This window comes from Methanobacterium alkalithermotolerans, assembly GCF_018141185.1.
GTDB lineage: Archaea > Methanobacteriota > Methanobacteria > Methanobacteriales > Methanobacteriaceae > Methanobacterium_F > Methanobacterium_F alkalithermotolerans.
The window spans coordinates 1,655,001-1,672,505 of record NZ_CP058560.1 but is presented as its reverse complement, the minus strand read 5'-3'; the positions used below and the strand labels follow the sequence as shown (position 1 = coordinate 1,672,505).

The window sequence follows — 17,505 nt, the reverse complement described above, 5'->3', positions numbered from 1 at the left end:
ATATTCATGGTTTATAAAGGTATAATTGTAAATTTTTTTTCCAGTAAATCATTTATAATTAATAGGGTTATATATTTGCATAATGACACATGCAACTGATAAAACCAAAACTTCACTGGCTAAATTTGAGGAATTTTTCTCAACCAAGTACAAAGATAACGTCTTTGAAGCTTTAGAAAAATATCCTGACCAGCGTTCAGTGGTTATAGATTATCTGGACCTGGAAATGTTTGATCCAGATTTAGCTGATCTTCTTATTGAAAAACCAGAAGAGGTTATTCGTGCTTCCCAAAAAGCTATTAAAAATATAGATCCTTTACGAAAAAATGCTGATTTGAATATTAGATTAGAAAATGTAACCAATAATATTCCCTTAAGGTTTTTAAGAAGTAAATTTATTGGAAAATTTTTATCAGTAGATGGTATTGTTAGAAAAACCGATGAAATACGACCCCGGATTATAACTGCCATGTTTGAATGCAGGGGATGCATGCGTTTGCATGAAGTATCCCAATCCAGCAACATGATTGCCGAACCCTCCCTGTGTTCTGATTGTGGAGGTCGTTCTTTTAGACTGCTGCAGGAAGAATCCGAGTTTATGGATACTCAGACTGTTAAAGTCCAGGAACCTCTGGAAAACCTTTCAGGAGGGGAGCAGCCCCGTCAAATACTGGTGGTGCTGGAAGATGATCTGGTGGATTCCCTCACCCCAGGGGATATTGTCCGGATAACCGGTACCCTGCGTACCGTGCGGGATGAAAAAACCCGTCGATTTAAAAATTATATCTATGGTAATTTCATTGAACACCTGGAACAGGAATTTGAAGAGCTATTGTTATCTCCTGAAGATGAAGAAAACATCAAGGAGCTATCCCGGGACGAACACATCTATGAAAAAATAATTAAATCCACTGCACCCTCCATTCACGGTTACCGTGATGTTAAAGAAGCTATTGCCCTGCAATTATTTGGTGGATCTGGAAAAGAACTGGAAGATAAAACCCGTTTAAGGGGAGATATACATATTCTTATAGTAGGGGATCCCGGTATTGGTAAGTCCCAGATGCTTAAATATGTATCCAAGCTAGCCCCCCGGGGTATTTACACCAGTGGTAAAGGTACCAGTGGGGTGGGTTTAACTGCTGCAGCAGTAAGAGATGAATTGGGAGGATGGTCTCTGGAAGCCGGTGCACTGGTATTAGGGGATCGGGGAAATGTTTGTGTGGATGAACTGGACAAGATGAGGGAAGAAGACCGTTCCGCTATTCACGAAGCTTTAGAGCAGCAGACCATATCCATAGCCAAGGCAGGTATCATGGCCACCCTTAATTCACGTTGTTCTGTTTTAGCAGCTGCTAACCCTAAATTTGGTCGTTTTGATAGTTTCAAATCTCTAGCAGAGCAAATTGAACTACCATCTACCATTTTATCCCGTTTTGATTTGATTTTTGTGGTGGAGGATAAACCAGATATGGAAAAGGACCGTGCTCTGGCCCGTCACATATTAAATATTCACAAAGAAGACTCCATGCCCTATGAAATCGATCCGGAGTTATTAAGAAAATATATTGCCTATGCTCGCCGTCACAGCCACCCGGTGTTATCCGAAGGGGCTATGGATGTTCTGGAAGAATTTTATGTATCCATGCGTAATAGTGCTTCTGATGATGAATCACCAGTTCCCATTACTGCCCGACAATTAGAGGCTATAATACGTCTTTCTGAAGCCAGTGCCAAAATAAAACTCAAAAGTGTGGTGGATGCAGAAGATGCTAAAAAAGCCATTAAATTACAGCAGGCCTGTCTAAAACAAGTGGGATATGACCCTGAAACAGGTAAAATAGACATTGATAAGGTGGAAGGTAGGCCCCCTAAATCAGAGCGGGATAAATTCCGTATCCTGGTGGAAGTTATTAAGGAACTGGAAGAGGAATATAATGGTAAGGCACCTACCAATATTCTTATATCTGAGATGGGAGATAGATACACTGTAAGCCCCGAAAAAGTAGAGGAACTGGTAAGGGTACTTAAACATAAAGGAGTAATATTCGAGCCTACAAGAGGATATCTTAAAGTAGTTTAATTCCTTTTTAAACTTTTAAAGAATTTAAGGGCAATTTATTATAATAGAACCTTATTTTAAGGGTAATTTATACTAAAAAATTTAGGATTTTTTTTAAAAAATCCTTTTAAATATTTAATTACGGGAATGTGCTATTCCCCCACTATATTATTTGGAGGTATATTATGTCAGATTATGAAAACTTATTAGAACGGGCCATTGATCAATTACCGCCTGAAGTATTTGAATCCAAGCGTTTTAGTGTTCCTAAAGCTTATTCTGTTATTCAGGGAAACCGGACCTTTATTCAAAATTTCAGGGAGATTGCCGATGCTCTGAACCGGGACCCCCAACACCTTTTAAAATTCCTTTTAAGAGAACTGGGTACAGCTGGAAACCTGGAAGGTGGAAGAGCCATCATGCAAGGTAAATTTACTCATTACCTGATTAATGAAAGGGTTGACGATTATGTGCAGAAATTTGTAATGTGCCATGAGTGTAACCGGCCTGATACCCGGATTATAAGGGAAGACCGGATTTTCATTCTCAAATGTGAGGCCTGTGGTGCTAAAGCTCCTTTAAAGACCTTATAATTGAATTTAAAATAAAATATTATTAATTGCAGGTGGATTTTTAAAAATCAACCCCCTGTAACTTTTTTATAAATTTTTTAAGGTAATTATATATGTTTTGTCCCCAATGCGGTAGTTCCGATACACAATTAGTTGAAGGACTATGTAAAACTTGTTTTTTGAAAGAATTCTATCTTTTGAAGTTGGAAAGTGAAATAATAGTAACCCTGTGCACTTCCTGTCACTCCCAGATCCAGGAAGGAAAGTGGAAAGAATTGGGTTTACCAGAAGAAGAAATCATTTACCAGGCCCTGGAGGAAAATATCCACGTCTCCCCTATGGTGGAAAATGTAGAAATAGAATTAGAAATAATTCACCGGAGAGGATCTCTGGCAGATTGCAGGGTTATAGCAAAAGGAGTAGTTTTTGGTGAAGAAATTACTCAAGAATATAAAACTACAGTCCGTTTGAATAAAACTGTGTGCCCAGATTGTAGTAAAATCGCTTCTGGTTATTATGAATCAGTTATCCAGTTAAGAGCCGATAATAGGCCTCTATACCCGGAAGAAATAGCCCTGGCGGATGAAATTATAGCCGTTAACTTGAATAAACTGGAAAAAAAGAATAGAATGGCCTATATCACCCAGAGAACCCCTATGAAAGAAGGAATGGATTACTATATCGGTTCTCAAAAGGCAGCTAAAAAATTAATTAATAAATTAAGGGAACAGCTGGGAGGTTTGGTAAAGGAATCACCCCGGCTTATGGGACAGGATAAGTCCACTGGAAAGGGACTTTACCGTACCTGGATATCTTTACGCCTCCCCCAATTTAGTATAGATGATTTTATTCAGTATAATGATCGTTTAGCCCAGGTAAAATCCCTTGATTCTAGAAAGATAATAGTTAGAGATTTGATTAACCAGGAAAAATTCAGCATACTGTGGAAGGATTATGCTAACATTAAATTAATAGGACACCTGGAAGATATTCAAAAAACAACCCTTACTTCCAAAACCCCCCATTCTATTCAGATATTACATCCCACCACCTTTGAACCAATAGACCAGGAAATCAATCCAGATTATGATAAGTTAAGTATAGGTGATGAGGTGGATGTACTGGAAATAGAAGGAAAAATCTATATCATCTTATAAAAAAGAAGAATCTATCCTCTTTTAAAGGTAATAAACTAAATCATGTCAATTTTATGAATATTCAGCAATAATTATAATTTAAATAAGTTTATCTGCGTTAAATAGGTATAAAAAGATTTTGATTGGTTTTAATGGAATTTAATAACTTTTATATGGAATTTAAACTAATGGTGATTACATGGACCTGGAAAAAAAGATGGAACTGATAAGTGAAGGAACCCTGGAAGTTATAAGTCCAGAAGAGCTGGAAAAAAAATTAAATAAAAAAAATCCAGTGGCCTATATTGGGTATGAACCTTCGGGGAAAATCCATCTCGGGCATGCCATTACTGTGATGAAAATGATAGACCTCCAGAAGGCAGGTTTTAAAATCAAGATACTTTTAGCCGATTATCATGCTTATTTAAATGGCAAAGGCAGTTTGGAAGAAATTAAAGATGTGGCCCAGTATAATAAACATTGTTTTTTAGCTTTGGGACTTTCAAGTGAAACAGAATTCATTTTAGGATCCAGTTTCCAGACTAAAAAAGAATATACTGATCAGGTATATCAACTGGCCATTTTAACCACTCTGGTTCGGGCTAAAAGAAGTATGGCCCAAATTTCTAGAGATTCAGAAGACCATAAGGTGGCAGAAGTGATTTATCCCCTGATGCAGGTGGTGGATATGGTATCCCTAGAAGCAGACTTAGCTTTAGGTGGTATGGAGCAAAGGAAAATTCATATGCTGGCCCGGGAAAATCTACCTCGCCTGAATCAGGAAGCACCAGTTTGCATACACACTCCTCTTTTGCATGGTACCGATGGGAGTGATAAGATGTCCTCCAGTAAGGGTAATTTTATTGCCATTGACGATTCACCAGCTGAAATTAAGAAAAAACTTAAAAAAAGTTACTGTCCTGCCCAGGAAGTGGATAAAAACCCGGTGATGGAAATGGCCCGGCATTTCATCTTTAGAGAAAATGAGCACATAATAATCAAGCGTCCGGAAAAATTCGGAGGGGACCTGCAGCTATCCTATCTGGAACTGGTTGAAATGTATGAAAAAGGCGATTTACATCCTCTGGATCTTAAAAATTCTGTGGGTGAGTATTTAATTGATATTTTAGCACCGGTCCGAGAGTATATGGAAAAAAATTATTCAGATTAGTTATAAAATTTTATTATTTATTGGAAAATAGTCAGGTGATAATAATGTTACATGAAATGAGAATCCCCCCTGGAGTTACCGGTTTAATCATGGCAGAAGTTATGGAAAACTACAAAGTAGAGATGGTCCATACTGATTACGGCCCTATGTTGCAAGGAGAGGTAAAGGAACTGGAAAAAGTTAGAGATTTTTTAGTTAAAGCCCTTAATGAGAGGATAAATGAATTAGAAAATAAAAAATAATTAAATAATTATTTTCTAGAATTGCTAATTTTTTAAAAAAAGTTCTCGTTTATAAGATACCAGTATCACAGATACCCAGATGAGGGGCCACTACTTTTTTTATATTTTTATGAACCATATTTATACCTGTATTGGCATTTATAACAAAAAAATCATGTTTTTTAGCTATTTCCAGGTATTTAGACCTTACTTCTTTTAAAAAAGATTTTTTTTCAAATTGGTCCTGGCCCTGGCAGCGGGAAACAGCAGTATCCACATCGATATCCAGGAGTAAAACCAGGTCTGGTTTTCTAATATACTTATTTATTTCATTTATCCACGAAGAAGGGCTCTGGTAAACCATACTGGAATAAAAACAACGATCCGAAATAATTATTTTATTTTGGCTTTCTTCCTGTTGAATTTTATCCATTAAAAGCATACGATCCGCTGCAAAAAGTAAAGCCAGGACTTTTTGAAAATGGGAATCAGTGGCCTGTGGTTCCTGCAGCATTTCCCTTATTAAAATACCCACCGGGGAGGAAGTGGGTTCCACCACCTTTTCCACCGTATGGCCCATTTCTTTTAACCATTTTTCCAGGAGTTCTATCTGAGTAGATTTCCCGGAACCATCTATTCCCTCCAGACAAATATACATAAACTTCATTTAGATAACATGATAAAAATAGGTTATCATATGCTAAATTATAAAGAATACTTATAAAAGCTAATTAGTTCAAATATTATTCAAGATAAGGCTTAAAATGTTTTATGAGGTGGAGCATGTCTAAGACAAAAGTCATGGTGGTGGAAGATGAGAGTATAGTGGCTATTGATATTGGCCAGCGGCTGGAAAGCCTGGGCTATGAAGTAACGGCAACTGTATCCTCTGGAGAAAAAGCTATTGAAAAGGCTCAAGAAACTTCACCAGATATAATACTAATGGATATTGTACTTAAAGGCAAAATGGATGGGATTGAAGCAGCTTCTGTAATTACTGAACGTTTTAATATACCCATCGTATACCTGACTGCTTATTCTGATGAAAAAACCCTGAAAAGGGCCAAGATTACCGGTCCCTTTGGATATATAATCAAACCTTTTGAAGATAGGGAATTACACAGTGTAATTGAGGTGGCCTTATATAAATATGAAATGGATATCAAGCTTAAAAAAAGCGAGGAATTATACCGTATAATAGTTAATTCCATGAATGATATTCTTTTCACCTTGGATATGGATGAAAAATGCACCATGATTTCCGAGCCACAATTAAAACGATATGGCCTTAATAAAGACAATTTTATAGGTAAAACCCCTTTAGAAATATTTGGTGAGGAAGGCAAAATCCATCATGAGCATAATCTTAAGGTCTTACAGGGAGAAAGTGTGGTTTATGAATGGTCCACCCAATTTACCGGAGAGAAATTATACTTCCAGACTTCAATTTCACCTCTTAAAAATGAAAAAGATGAAATAATTGGTATTGTTGGGCTTTTTAGAGATGTTAGTGATTTAAAAGAAGCTAAAAAAGCTCTTTCATGGGAGCTGAATGTTAATAATTCCCTGGCTGAATTATCCCAAAAACTTTTAAATCCTATTTCACTGGAAAAAATATCAAAAAATGTTTTAAATTATGCAGTGAGTTTAACTGGAAGCCAATTTTGTTTTGTAGGCTATGTGGAGCCGGGAACAAAAAATCTAAAAAGCTTCAGTGTGACACCCCAGGTATATGAAAAATGTCATGTTAGTGACATATTTTCCACTGAATTCAATTTTAATGAAGTAGGAGGACTATGGGGATGGGTACTGGATAACAAAGAACCCTTAATGACCAATGATCCTAATAATGACCCACGCTCTATAGGAACACCAGAAGGTCATGTGAAAATAAATAGATTCCTTTCTGTACCGGCTATTATGGATGGGGAGCTGGTGGGGCAGATTGCTCTTGCTAATGCAGAAGAACCCTATCAAGATCATGATTTAGAACTAGTAAGCAGGCTGGCTAATCTTTATGCTCTGGCTGTGCATCGTAAACTTTCTGAAAACCAGATAAAAGCCAGCGAAGAAAAAAACAGACGTATTGTAGAGAAATTTTTGAAGATAGTCTCGGAAGTGCTAACAGAAATCAAATAGTTAAATTATTAATTCTTTTTTATTTCTTATTTTGGGAGGATTATATTATTGAAGAGAGTTCCTGAATTATTAGCTCCTGCTGGATCTTTTGAATCTTTAAAAGCTGCTATTAAAGCTGGTGCAGATTCTGTTTATCTTTCAGGTGAAAAATTTGGAGCCCGGCGATATGCCGATAATTTCAACCACTCCCAATTATTAGAAGCGGTGAATTATGCTCATTTACGTAACACCAAAGTCTATGTAACGGTTAATACCTTAATTAAAGAGTCTGAAGTAGTGGATATGGCTGAGTATCTCCAAAGCTTATATCATATGGGAGTGGATGCGATTTTAATTCAGGACCTGGGGGTGTTAAAAATTGCCCGGGAAATTGTTGGTGAATTAGATTTACATGCATCCACCCAGATGACCATTCATAATGAGGATGGACTTAAGTGGGCTAAAAAAAATGGTTTTAAAAGAGTGGTGCTCTCTCGAGAACTTTCTCATAATGAAATTACCCTGCTGGGAGATAAAACTAGTTTGGATCTGGAAGTATTCATGCATGGTGCGCTTTGTTATGGTTACTCTGGCCAGTGCCTCTTATCTTCTGTAATTGGAGGTAGAAGTGGTAACCGGGGTATTTGTGCCCAGCCCTGTCGAAAACCTTATCAGCTCCTTAAAGGTGAAAAAGACCAGTACGGACGGCTAATAAATCTTGAAAGAATAAAACTGGATGATGAATACCTGCTCTCCACCCGGGATCTTTCCCTTTATACGAATCTCAAGCATTTAGTTGAATCTGGAATCAGATGTCTAAAAATAGAAGGGCGTATGAGGTCCCCGGATTATGTTTTTGTGGTGGTGGGTATCTATCGTAAAGCATTAGACCAGATTAGTCAGGGAAAATGGAAGCCTGACACTGAAGATTTAGAAGCACTTAAACTGGTATTTAATCGGGGTTTTACCCCGGGTAAGATGTTTAATAAATCCGGTGCCCAATTCATGGGGATGGAAAAACCCGGCCATCGAGGATTACTGGTAGGGACTGTTTTAAATTATTCCCTGAAAAAAAAAGAGCTCCAAATAGATTTAGAGTCTCAAATCCATCCCGAAAAGGGTGATGGTATCTATTTCAAGCCAGAGGATAACTCCCCCATTAAGGGTATGGATTTAAATGAAGCTCCGGTTTTTAAAGGGAAAAAAATGTATTTAAGGGCTAATTTTCCAGTTAAAAAAGGTTCTAAAGTATATTTAAGTAGAAAAAAGGATTTAATGGATTTAATATCCACTCCAGATACCTCAAACTTTAAAAGATCAGCTCAAACTTTAAATTTTTCCTTCCATTTAGATGAAAATAATTTCCCGGTATTAAAAGGGGAAGTAAAAGGTGAAGAAACTCCTGGAATTTCTTCCCAGGTTACTGGAAAAAAGGCCATGGAGAAGGCCATAAAAAAACCACTGCATGAAAATCAAATTAAAAAACAGCTGCTTAAAACCGGCGATAAACCTTTTGTGGTGGAAATAAAAAATATGGATTATCCGGGAGGACTTTTTACTCCTTTAAGTGAATTGAATAAACTTAGAAGAGAAGTTATAGTGGATTTGGAAACTAAAATCATAGAAAGTTATCGGCCGGGTCCCGAAAAAATAAAAAAGTCCAGAAAATCCCTGGAAATATTTAAGAATTCCCTGAAAAATAGTTCTAAACCCTCTTTTAAATCTTCCCCTTCCAGACTGAAGGGTGATATTTTACCGGAAGTTAAATTATCAGCCTATGTGGATGAGATGGACACCTTAAAATCCGCTCTAGAATCAGGAGTCAAACGGATTTACTTTGAAGCCCCACTACTATCACCACCCCAGTTAGTAAAAAAGTGTATAATGAAAAATAAGCGTCCTCTGCTGTATAGTCGGGATAATATGTTAAATATGTTAAAAGAGGCCCTGTATTTAAGCCAATCATCTTCTGTTCAATTAGTCTGGAAGTGGCCCTCCATCACCCATCCAGGGCTTTTAAAATTCTTTAAAGATGTTTTAGAAAAAAGCCCCCCGGAATTAGGGATAATGGTATCCCATCCCGGTACCGCGGATTATATTCAAAAAAAATATCCAGATAGGGCAATATATGGTTCAGCAGCCCTTAATATTTGGAACAGTTTTAGTTTAAAAAAGTTAGTGCCCTTATTTTCTACCCTTACCCTTTCTGGTGAACTTTCTAAAAAGGACCTGGCAGAGCTATGTTCTTCCCTACAAGAGGATTCAAAAGATATGGAACTGGTGGTTCAGGGCAATATTGAATCCCTGCTAAGTAAAGAAGGTCTAATTACAGTGGATTTACTTAAAAGTCTCACCACTAAGACCAACCTTTCCTCCGCATACTGGGCCCTGAAAGACAAGAAAAATCATGTTTTTCCAGTTAAAATAGGTGCAGATTGCAATACTGTTATTTTAAATTCTGTGGAGACCTGTCTGGTGGATTATTTGCCTTTTTTAATTAAAATTGGGATTAATAATTTCGCCTTAGATGCCCGGGGAAAAAGCGGTGCCTACCTGAAGAAGATGTTGACTTTGTATCAGGAAGCATTATCCAGTTTAAGCTCCCCCGATTTTAAACATGATTTAAAGCAGATTAAAAGGCGCATAAAAAATATCTCCCAGGGCGGCCTAACTTCCGGTAATTTCAGGCGAGGATTGGAAAAATAAATTAAAAAGATAAAATTTAAAATTTAGGAAAAAACTATTTGTGGAATTAAGGCGGTTATAATTTTATATTAAGCAACTATTAAAGGAAAAAAGCATGGCAGAAAAATTGGATCTCACCACTATTAAAGGGGTGGGGGAACGGATGGCCCAGAAGATTATTTTGAAACTGGGTGGAGAAGAAGAGCTGGTGAAGGTTATTGAAAATTATGAAGTAGATAGATTAGCCTCTATTGAAGGAATTAGTCAAAGAAAAGCCATTGAAATAGTAAATGGACTTTTAGGTAATCCTGCTCAAAAATTTTTAAAAACAGATCGATCCAGGCAGTTATATGAAGAGATTATAGAAAAAATAATGGAGTATGCTCACACCAGCCATGCCCGCAATAAAATTTTGCTGCTGGCCCCTACAACCCACCGGGAATTAATACAGAAGCGACTGGATTTAGTAAATAAATCCCGAAAAATGGTGTCTACTTTACCTTTAGAGAAAGTAACTGGCCTTCTTAAAAATTTACACCTTCCTAAAAATTCTAAACCATTATATGATCCTTCAAAGGCCATTCTAGTAGAAAATCAGGAAGATATGGATTATTTGATGGAGATAGGGATTAATCAATATTACCCGGTGATTAGTAATGTGGAATCTAGGGAGATACAGCAGTATGAAACGGTGTTCTATCTTTACTCCAGTGGGGAGATAGAATTAGATGATGCTGGTAATGTGATTATGATATCCCTGCAAGCAGATATGGCTGAAATTATACCGGATGTGGAATTGAATTATTTTAAAGATAATGAGGATATTTTCCGCCAGGTGCTGGAACTTAGAGGAATTCTAAAAAAAGAAAGTGTGCTGGGGGAAGTAATGGAAATACTATCCACCTTACAGGGACTGGAATCCCGGGAAATAGATTTTGATAAGGTGGTTAAAAAGGCCAGGGTAGAGGCAGATGGTATATTAAAAGAATCCATTAAAAAAGTGGATCTTAAAGGAGATGAAGTTCTGCACCTTTTAAATCAGGGTTTGCCCCCCAAGATAGAAAAAATATTTGATCAGGTTATCAGGAAAGCAAGGGATCAAATAAAAATTGAAACTGGTGTGGAGTTTGATCCTTTCTTTCCCACCTACCCCCTGGAGATAGACCAGCAGGAAGTAGAAAGAATTAAAAAAAGGGAGATATCCCGTTACCAGATAGAAGCTTTTGATAAAAAGGTTAAAGCAGCAGGCCAGCTTTCTTTATTAAAAGAAAAAGTCGAAAAAGAAATATCAGAAGCCCTGGAATTTGATTATGAATTTGCACTGGGATGTTTTGCCCATTACTACCAGTTGGAGGTGCCGGAGATTAGTGATGAATTCTCCCTGGAGGGTGCCTTACATTTAAACCTGGCCCAGGAAGAGGATGTGCAGAGAATAGATTATCATCTTTCTTATCCCGAAAATGTGGCCTTACTTACTGGAGCTAATAGTGGAGGAAAGACCACTTTACTGGAAACTCTGGCCCAGATATCGATTATGACCCAGATGGGGCTTCCGGTTTGTGCTAAAAATGCCCGGGTGAAAATTTTAGATGAGATTTACTTTTTTTCTAAAAAAAGATCCCTGGATGCCGGTGCATTTGAATCATTCCTCCATACTTTCATGCCCATTGTAATTAAAGATAGTGAAAAATTGATTCTTCTGGATGAATTAGAGGCTATAACTGAATTAGAAGCAGCAGTAAAAATCATATCCAGTTTCATCGAATTTATACAAAATTCTAATTCCTTTGCCGTTATAGTCACCCACATGGCCCGGGAACTGATGAAACATTCCACCGTGAGGGTGGATGGAATTGAAGCCAGTGGGCTGGATGAGGATTATAATTTAATTGTGGATCGTACACCCCGTATTAATTACATGGCCCGTAGTACTCCCGAATTAATTTTAAGGATGATTTATAATCGTTCACAGGGAGATTTAAAGGAAGTATACCGTAAAATGTTGGAGAAGTTTTAATTTGATTTTAAGGCTAAAATTTATTTAAATCCAGATATAACTATTATATATGAAACTTTGGAGAAGTAATAAGCCTAATTTGAAGCGACTTAATGAGATTATTACTGTCCTTAATAAGTATGATTTTGGTTTTGTGGCCATAAAAATTCAATTAAAAAGTAAGATACCCCTAATAGATCATTCCTATGAATATGAATCCATTGAAGAACTGGATGAAACTCTTCCAGTTAGATTAAGACAGGTTTTGCAGGAATTAGGAACCACTTATATAAAATTAGGTCAGACTTTAAGTACCCGGCCTGATCTGGTGGGAGATGATTTTGCCCGGGAATTTTCCAAGTTGCAGGATGATAATCCCCCCCTTGATTTTAAGTTGATTCGCAAAGTGGTGGAAAGTGAACTGGGAGATCGTTTAGAAAATTTATTTTTAGAGTTTGATGAAGAACCCCTGGCTTCAGCTTCTATTGGGCAGGTTCACCGGGCTGTATTAAATGATAATCGGGAGGTAGCAGTTAAAATACAAAAACCAGGTGTAGAAGAACTGGTAAAAACTGATTTAAGTATGATGAAATTTTTAGCCAAACGGATAGATGAATTCATACCCCCGGCACGTAATTATAATCTCCCTGGAATAGTTAATGAATTTGAACGCTCTATTTTAAAAGAAATTGATTATATTCAGGAAGTAAGGAATATTAATGTTTTTAATAACAATTTTAAAGATGTGGACTATGTTTATGTTCCCCGTACCCATGCTCCTTACTGTACTCCTAAAGTAATGACCATGGAGCTGGTTAAAGGTACTAAAGTATCAGAGGTGGTACTCCATCCCCAGGAATTTAATCCTAAGTTAATTGCTCGAAGGGGGGTTGAATCCTATTTTAAGCAGATAATGATAGATGGATTTTTCCATGCCGATCCCCACTCTGCCAATATTTATATCTTGGAGGATAATGTAATCTGTTTTTTAGACTTTGGTATGATGGGAATTCTGGATGCTGATTTCCAGGAGAATCTGGCAGAATTATTCATTTATTTCATGGATACCAATGTTAATGGCATTATTAACCAGTTAATGTATATGGATATTCTGGAACAAGATGCCCGAAGTAGATCCTTAAAATACGACCTCACTGATTTAATGTACAGGTACTATGGAACTGAATTAAAAGGTATTCAGGGAGGAATGGAGGATCTGGTATCTTTAATGAGAAAATACGGTGTTTCTTTACCTCGTGAATTTGTTTTAATGGCCCGTGGTATTGCCATGCTGGAAGAATTGGGTTTGCAGCTGGATCCTGAATTCAATGCAGTGGAAATACTAAAACCAATGACCATAAAAATCGTTAAAAAGAAATTCAGTCCATTTAAGCTGGTTGATTTTATTAAGGACAATATATTTGAAGTAGAGCATCTTCTAAAAACATTACCCCGCTCCATCAACCGCACCCTCTATAAAATAGAGGAAGGTAAGTTCACCCTGGAAGTAGAGCATAAAGACCTGGAAAGAATAAGTAATAAGATCTCCATGGCCCTTATCATATCAGCACTGTTAATTGGTTCCTCTTTAACCATACTAAGTGATAAAGGAATTCTGATTCTGGGTTTGCCTTTTTTAGGAGTTATTGGATTTACCCTGAGTGCCATTTTAGGATTCTGGATGGTTATTTCTTTAATGAAATAGTTAAGTGAATGTAACTTATAGGAATCAGTTAGGGATTCCATCATTAAAATAAAGGATGAATGAATTTAAAGGCTGGTTTTTGAATTCTAAAAATAAATTGATACTCTAATCCTGGGCCCGATGTAGTTGGAAGATTAATAAATGGGATAAGGTGAGGATATATAAAAAAATAGGGATTTAAATGTTAAATAATATCATATTATTTGAATAGATGCTTTAATCGGGAGTAAAATGATGCTTTTAGTGCATATTCTTCTTCTATTTTTGAAAAATCATAATTCATGAAATATTTCTGAGAGTCAACGGGCTCACCCCAGGTATATATTTTTTCATAATCACCTTTAGCATTAATTTTCCGGGCCTTAACATTGTCCTGGAGCTGTAGCTCCAGCAGGTGCATTATCATTTTTTTTAAGATGGGATTTTCAATTGGAAAGGCCACTTCCACTCTTTTTTCAGTATTTCTAACCATTAAATCTGCACTGGATAGATATATGGAAGTATCCTCTCCAGTACCAAAGCAATAAATCCGGGAGTGTTCTAAAAAACGACCCACGATGCTGATAATTTCAATATTTTCAGTTTTGCCCTTTAATCCCGGAATTATGCAACAAATACCCCTTATTATTAATTTAATTTTAACTCCTGCTGTGGATGCTTTATTTAACATGTCAATTAATTCTCTATCTGAGAAAGAATTCATTTTCATGATAATATTGGCCGGGAGATTTTTATGGGCTTTTTCGATTTCCTGGTTTATTTTTTCAATTAATTGGGATTTGAAACCAAAAGGAGCTACTAATAGTTTTTCATAATCATCATTTAAATTAGAGATGGCCATATTCTTAAAAAATAGCATGGCATCTTCCCCGATAACCTTACTGGTGGTGATAAAACTTAAGTCGGTGTATAATTTGCAGGTTCTTTCATTATAATTCCCGGTACCCATCTGGGTGATGTACTGGATATTATTTCTTTCTTTTCTGGTAATTAAGCAAACTTTGGAGTGTACTTTGTACTCTTCAAAGCCATATAAAACGGTGCAGCCTGCTTCTTCTAATAAGCCCGCGTAGTGGATATTGTTTGCTTCATCGAATCTGGCTCTAAGTTCAATTAAAACCGTTACTTCCTTGTCATTTTCCCGTGCTTCTAATAAATATTTGATAATAGAAGAAGACCGGGCCACCCGATAAATAGTAATTTTAATGGATATTACATTTTCATCATTAGCTGCCTCTTTTAATAATCTTAAAAAAGGCTCTATTGATTCAAAAGGATAGAAAAGTAGAATATCTCTTTTTTTTAGCTGGGGAAGGATCTTTCCTTCTTTTAATCTTTCAGGTATTTTAGGATAAAAGGGATTAAAAGATAATTGGTGGAATAGTAATTCATTTACCGATTCAATATGGTCATATAATTCAAACACATAGGCCATGTCCAGGGGAGTGTGGGAGATTTGAACCTGATTAGGGGCCAGATTCAGTTGATCACATAAAAAGTCTATTAAACGGGGATCAGAATGCTGGTAGAGTTCCAGCCGGATTGGTGCTAACCTGGTTCTTTTTTTTAAGATTTTTTTCATGTACCCCCGGTAGTCTTCATCTTCATCTATTTGCAAATCAGATAAACTGATATCTGCATTGCGGGTAACCGAGACTATGGTTTTAAATTCCACTTTATAGTTGGAAAAAATTTCATCCACATATTGCAGTATTATTTTTTCCATTAAAATAAAACGGAGTTTATCCCGGGGAGAAAAAATAATTCGAGGTAGAGCAGAAGGGACGGGAACCAGGCCATATAATAATTTACCCTTTTTTCTCATGATGAGCATGATATTCAAAGATTTGTTTAATAAATGAGGAAAGGGGTGATGAATATCAATTATCTGAGGAGATAGAAGGGGAAGAATACAGTTGAAGAAATATTTTTTGGTAAAGCTGATTTCTTTTTTAGTTAAATCATTAAAGCCAAGGTCATGTATCCCTTCTACTTTTAAAAGATTATTTAAAGTAGAGAATACCTCATCTCTACGTTCATATAAGAATATGGTTCTATCAAAAATAGCATCTAATTGTTCCTGTGCACTCCATCCGGTTTTATTATCCACATAGTCCTCTTTTATCAGGGATAAATCATATAAACTCCCGCAACGAACCATGTAGAATTCATCAAGATTACTGGTAAAAATAGATATGAATTTTAAGCGTTCTAACAAAGGAACAGAATCATCCTCAGCTTCTTCTAAAACCCGAAGATTAAATTTTAACCAGGATAATTCACGATTTTGGGTATAGCTATAGTCTCCTTTAGACATTTTGCTACCTATTTAATATTTTTTTAAATAAATATCCTTCTCTTACACTATTCTTACTGGTTTGTATCACTTCACAGCCGAAATAAGAAGTTATTGTTTCTAGAATTATTAAAGCCGGGACCAGAGTATGAATTCTGGAGGGTTTAATCTTTAAAATTTTATCATGGCTTTTCTTATCATCCGGGCTTAATTGTTTGTGCAGCTTCTTTAATAATTTAACATCTATTAAATCATCTTTCTTGTGCTGTAAGTGTAAATCCCTTAATATTTTTTCAATAGTACGGATACTGCCTCCCACTCCACACATGAAATGCGCCTTTTGATGATTTATTCCTGTTTTTTCTAGTTCCAGAATGGTTCTTTCTTTAATTAGATTTGACTCGGTTTTATCTGGTAAAATGCCAGAAACATACTCTTTATACATTTTTAAAGATCCGATAGGGATGCTGCAGTTTTTTATTATTTTTTTATGTTTAAAAAGTACAATCTCAACACTTCCTCCCCCTAAATCAATGAGTATCCCCTGGTTATTATTAAGAGAGGAAATAGATCCCAGGAAACTTAATTCTCCTTCTTCTTCACCAGATAATAAATCAATTTCCAGGCCCACTTCCTTTTTAATCAGGTCCATGACCTCAGCACGGTTTTCAATATTTCGAAGTACTGCTGTGGAAAAAAAGCGGTAATGATGAATTTTTAAAATATGCAGGTCTTTTTTGATTTTTTTAAGAAAGGTTAACAGTTTTTCCAGGCCTTTAGCACTTAATTTACCTTTTTTTATAAAAAAAACTAAACCTAAATTTTCTTTTTTGGAAAAAATAAGGTTTATATCATTTTTTTTACAGTGATAGACATTTAATCTGACGGTATTTGAACCGATATCAACGATTCCATATAACATGAACCTGGCCTCCAATAAAAACTATAAAAACCCTTAGATTGATGCTAATTGTAAAATACCCTGCACCGCCCGGTGGTTGTATATTTATTTGAACCCGGTGCACCATAAAGGTTAGTATTAGTGGGGCATGATAAAAGAACATATGAAATGATTCCCATCATTGAACCATGATTTGAAGAATTACTAATACCCACGATAACTATTTAAAAAAAAATATTTCCCTATAGGTCCATTAATTTTATTATAAGGCTATTTAGATAATAGGTGATTTAAATGATGCCCTGGCAAGAGGAATTAAAATTAAATCCGGTCCCTGTACTTTTAAAAAAAAATGAGGCTATAAAATATTTTACATTACGTGATCTTTTAGATAAAAAGGTGGAATCTATTGAAATATTATGGGAATTACCAGCAGTAAAAAAATCCTTAAAAAAACAAAAAAGCAATGGATCCTGGAAATATCCTTCTGAGGGGAAAATATCCCAGGTGGACTACACCCAATACCAGACTTATCTAATTTTAAGTGAGCTGGTGGAAAAGTATGGGTTAAATAAAAACCATGAATCCCTAAAAAAAGCTGCAGATTATCTTTTCGAGTTCCAGACGGATGAAGGTGATTTT

Annotated in this window: 13 protein-coding genes (1 of these 13 cut by a window edge); 10 read left to right on the top strand and 3 right to left on the bottom strand. The window is 36.1% G+C overall.

Annotated elements, in window-relative coordinates; genetic code table 11:
- Window positions 1-82 precede the first annotated feature (82 nt).
- The 5 genes from mcm to HYG87_RS08200 all read left to right on the top strand — a co-directional run bounded on the left by mcm (window position 83) and on the right by HYG87_RS08200 (window position 5,183).
- Entirely contained in the window at window positions 83-2,083 is a 2,001-nt protein-coding gene (mcm, locus tag HYG87_RS08220) for a minichromosome maintenance protein MCM (RefSeq protein WP_211532697.1), read from the top strand.
- 164 nt (window positions 2,084-2,247) lie between these two features.
- A complete protein-coding gene (locus HYG87_RS08215) occupies window positions 2,248-2,655 on the top strand; it encodes a translation initiation factor IF-2 subunit beta (RefSeq protein ID WP_211532696.1) in 408 nt (135 codons plus the stop codon).
- A gap of 92 nt (window positions 2,656-2,747) precedes the next feature.
- Window positions 2,748-3,791 carry a 60S ribosomal export protein NMD3 gene (locus HYG87_RS08210; RefSeq protein ID WP_211532695.1) on the top strand — a complete coding sequence of 348 codons (1,044 nt, stop codon included), beginning with the start codon at window positions 2,748-2,750 and terminating at the stop codon, window positions 3,789-3,791.
- Between the two features lie 178 nt (window positions 3,792-3,969).
- On the top strand, window positions 3,970-4,941 hold the full coding sequence (locus HYG87_RS08205; protein ID WP_211532694.1) for a tyrosine--tRNA ligase: 972 nt from the start codon (window positions 3,970-3,972) through the stop codon (window positions 4,939-4,941).
- A 44-nt stretch (window positions 4,942-4,985) separates the two neighbouring features.
- Complete coding sequence (locus tag HYG87_RS08200) at window positions 4,986-5,183, top strand: hypothetical protein (RefSeq protein WP_211532693.1); 198 nt, start codon at window positions 4,986-4,988, stop codon at window positions 5,181-5,183.
- A 49-nt stretch (window positions 5,184-5,232) separates the two neighbouring features.
- Here the strand turns inward: HYG87_RS08200 and tmk are convergent, their stop codons facing one another.
- Complete coding sequence (gene tmk / locus HYG87_RS08195; protein ID WP_211534270.1) at window positions 5,233-5,820, bottom strand: dTMP kinase; 588 nt, start codon at window positions 5,818-5,820, stop codon at window positions 5,233-5,235.
- A 125-nt stretch (window positions 5,821-5,945) separates the two neighbouring features.
- On the opposite strand from tmk, the gene HYG87_RS08190 reads away from it, so the two are divergent.
- The 4 genes from HYG87_RS08190 (at window position 5,946) to HYG87_RS08175 (ending at window position 13,666) form a co-directional block, all read left to right on the top strand.
- Window positions 5,946-7,301 (top strand): GAF domain-containing protein, encoded by a 1,356-nt coding sequence (locus HYG87_RS08190; protein ID WP_211532692.1) that lies wholly within the window; start codon window positions 5,946-5,948, stop codon window positions 7,299-7,301.
- 48 nt (window positions 7,302-7,349) lie between these two features.
- Window positions 7,350-9,986 carry a U32 family peptidase gene (locus HYG87_RS08185; protein WP_211532691.1) on the top strand — a complete coding sequence of 879 codons (2,637 nt, stop codon included), beginning with the start codon at window positions 7,350-7,352 and terminating at the stop codon, window positions 9,984-9,986.
- 94 nt (window positions 9,987-10,080) lie between these two features.
- The gene (locus HYG87_RS08180; protein ID WP_211532690.1) at window positions 10,081-11,982 is read left to right on the top strand and encodes a MutS-related protein; all 1,902 of its coding nucleotides are present in this window, start codon (window positions 10,081-10,083) and stop codon (window positions 11,980-11,982) included.
- A 49-nt stretch (window positions 11,983-12,031) separates the two neighbouring features.
- Window positions 12,032-13,666, top strand: a complete 1,635-nt coding sequence (locus HYG87_RS08175; protein WP_211532689.1) for an ABC1 kinase family protein — start codon at window positions 12,032-12,034, stop codon at window positions 13,664-13,666.
- Between the two features lie 199 nt (window positions 13,667-13,865).
- On the opposite strand, the gene ppk1 is transcribed toward HYG87_RS08175, so the two are convergent.
- Both ppk1 and HYG87_RS08165 read right to left on the bottom strand, forming a co-directional pair.
- Window positions 13,866-15,983, bottom strand: coding sequence for a polyphosphate kinase 1 (gene ppk1 / locus HYG87_RS08170; protein WP_211532688.1), 2,118 nt, complete (start codon window positions 15,981-15,983; stop codon window positions 13,866-13,868).
- Window positions 15,984-15,987: 4 nt separating this feature from the next.
- Window positions 15,988-16,884 carry a Ppx/GppA phosphatase family protein gene (locus HYG87_RS08165; protein ID WP_211532687.1) on the bottom strand — a complete coding sequence of 299 codons (897 nt, stop codon included), beginning with the start codon at window positions 16,882-16,884 and terminating at the stop codon, window positions 15,988-15,990.
- 273 nt (window positions 16,885-17,157) lie between these two features.
- Between HYG87_RS08165 and HYG87_RS08160 the strand changes: the two genes are divergently transcribed.
- Window positions 17,158-17,505: the beginning of a prenyltransferase/squalene oxidase repeat-containing protein gene (locus HYG87_RS08160; protein WP_211532686.1), read on the top strand. 621 nt of this gene lie beyond the right edge of the window; only the first 348 of its 969 coding nucleotides appear in the window; the start codon lies at window positions 17,158-17,160; its stop codon lies beyond the right edge, outside the window.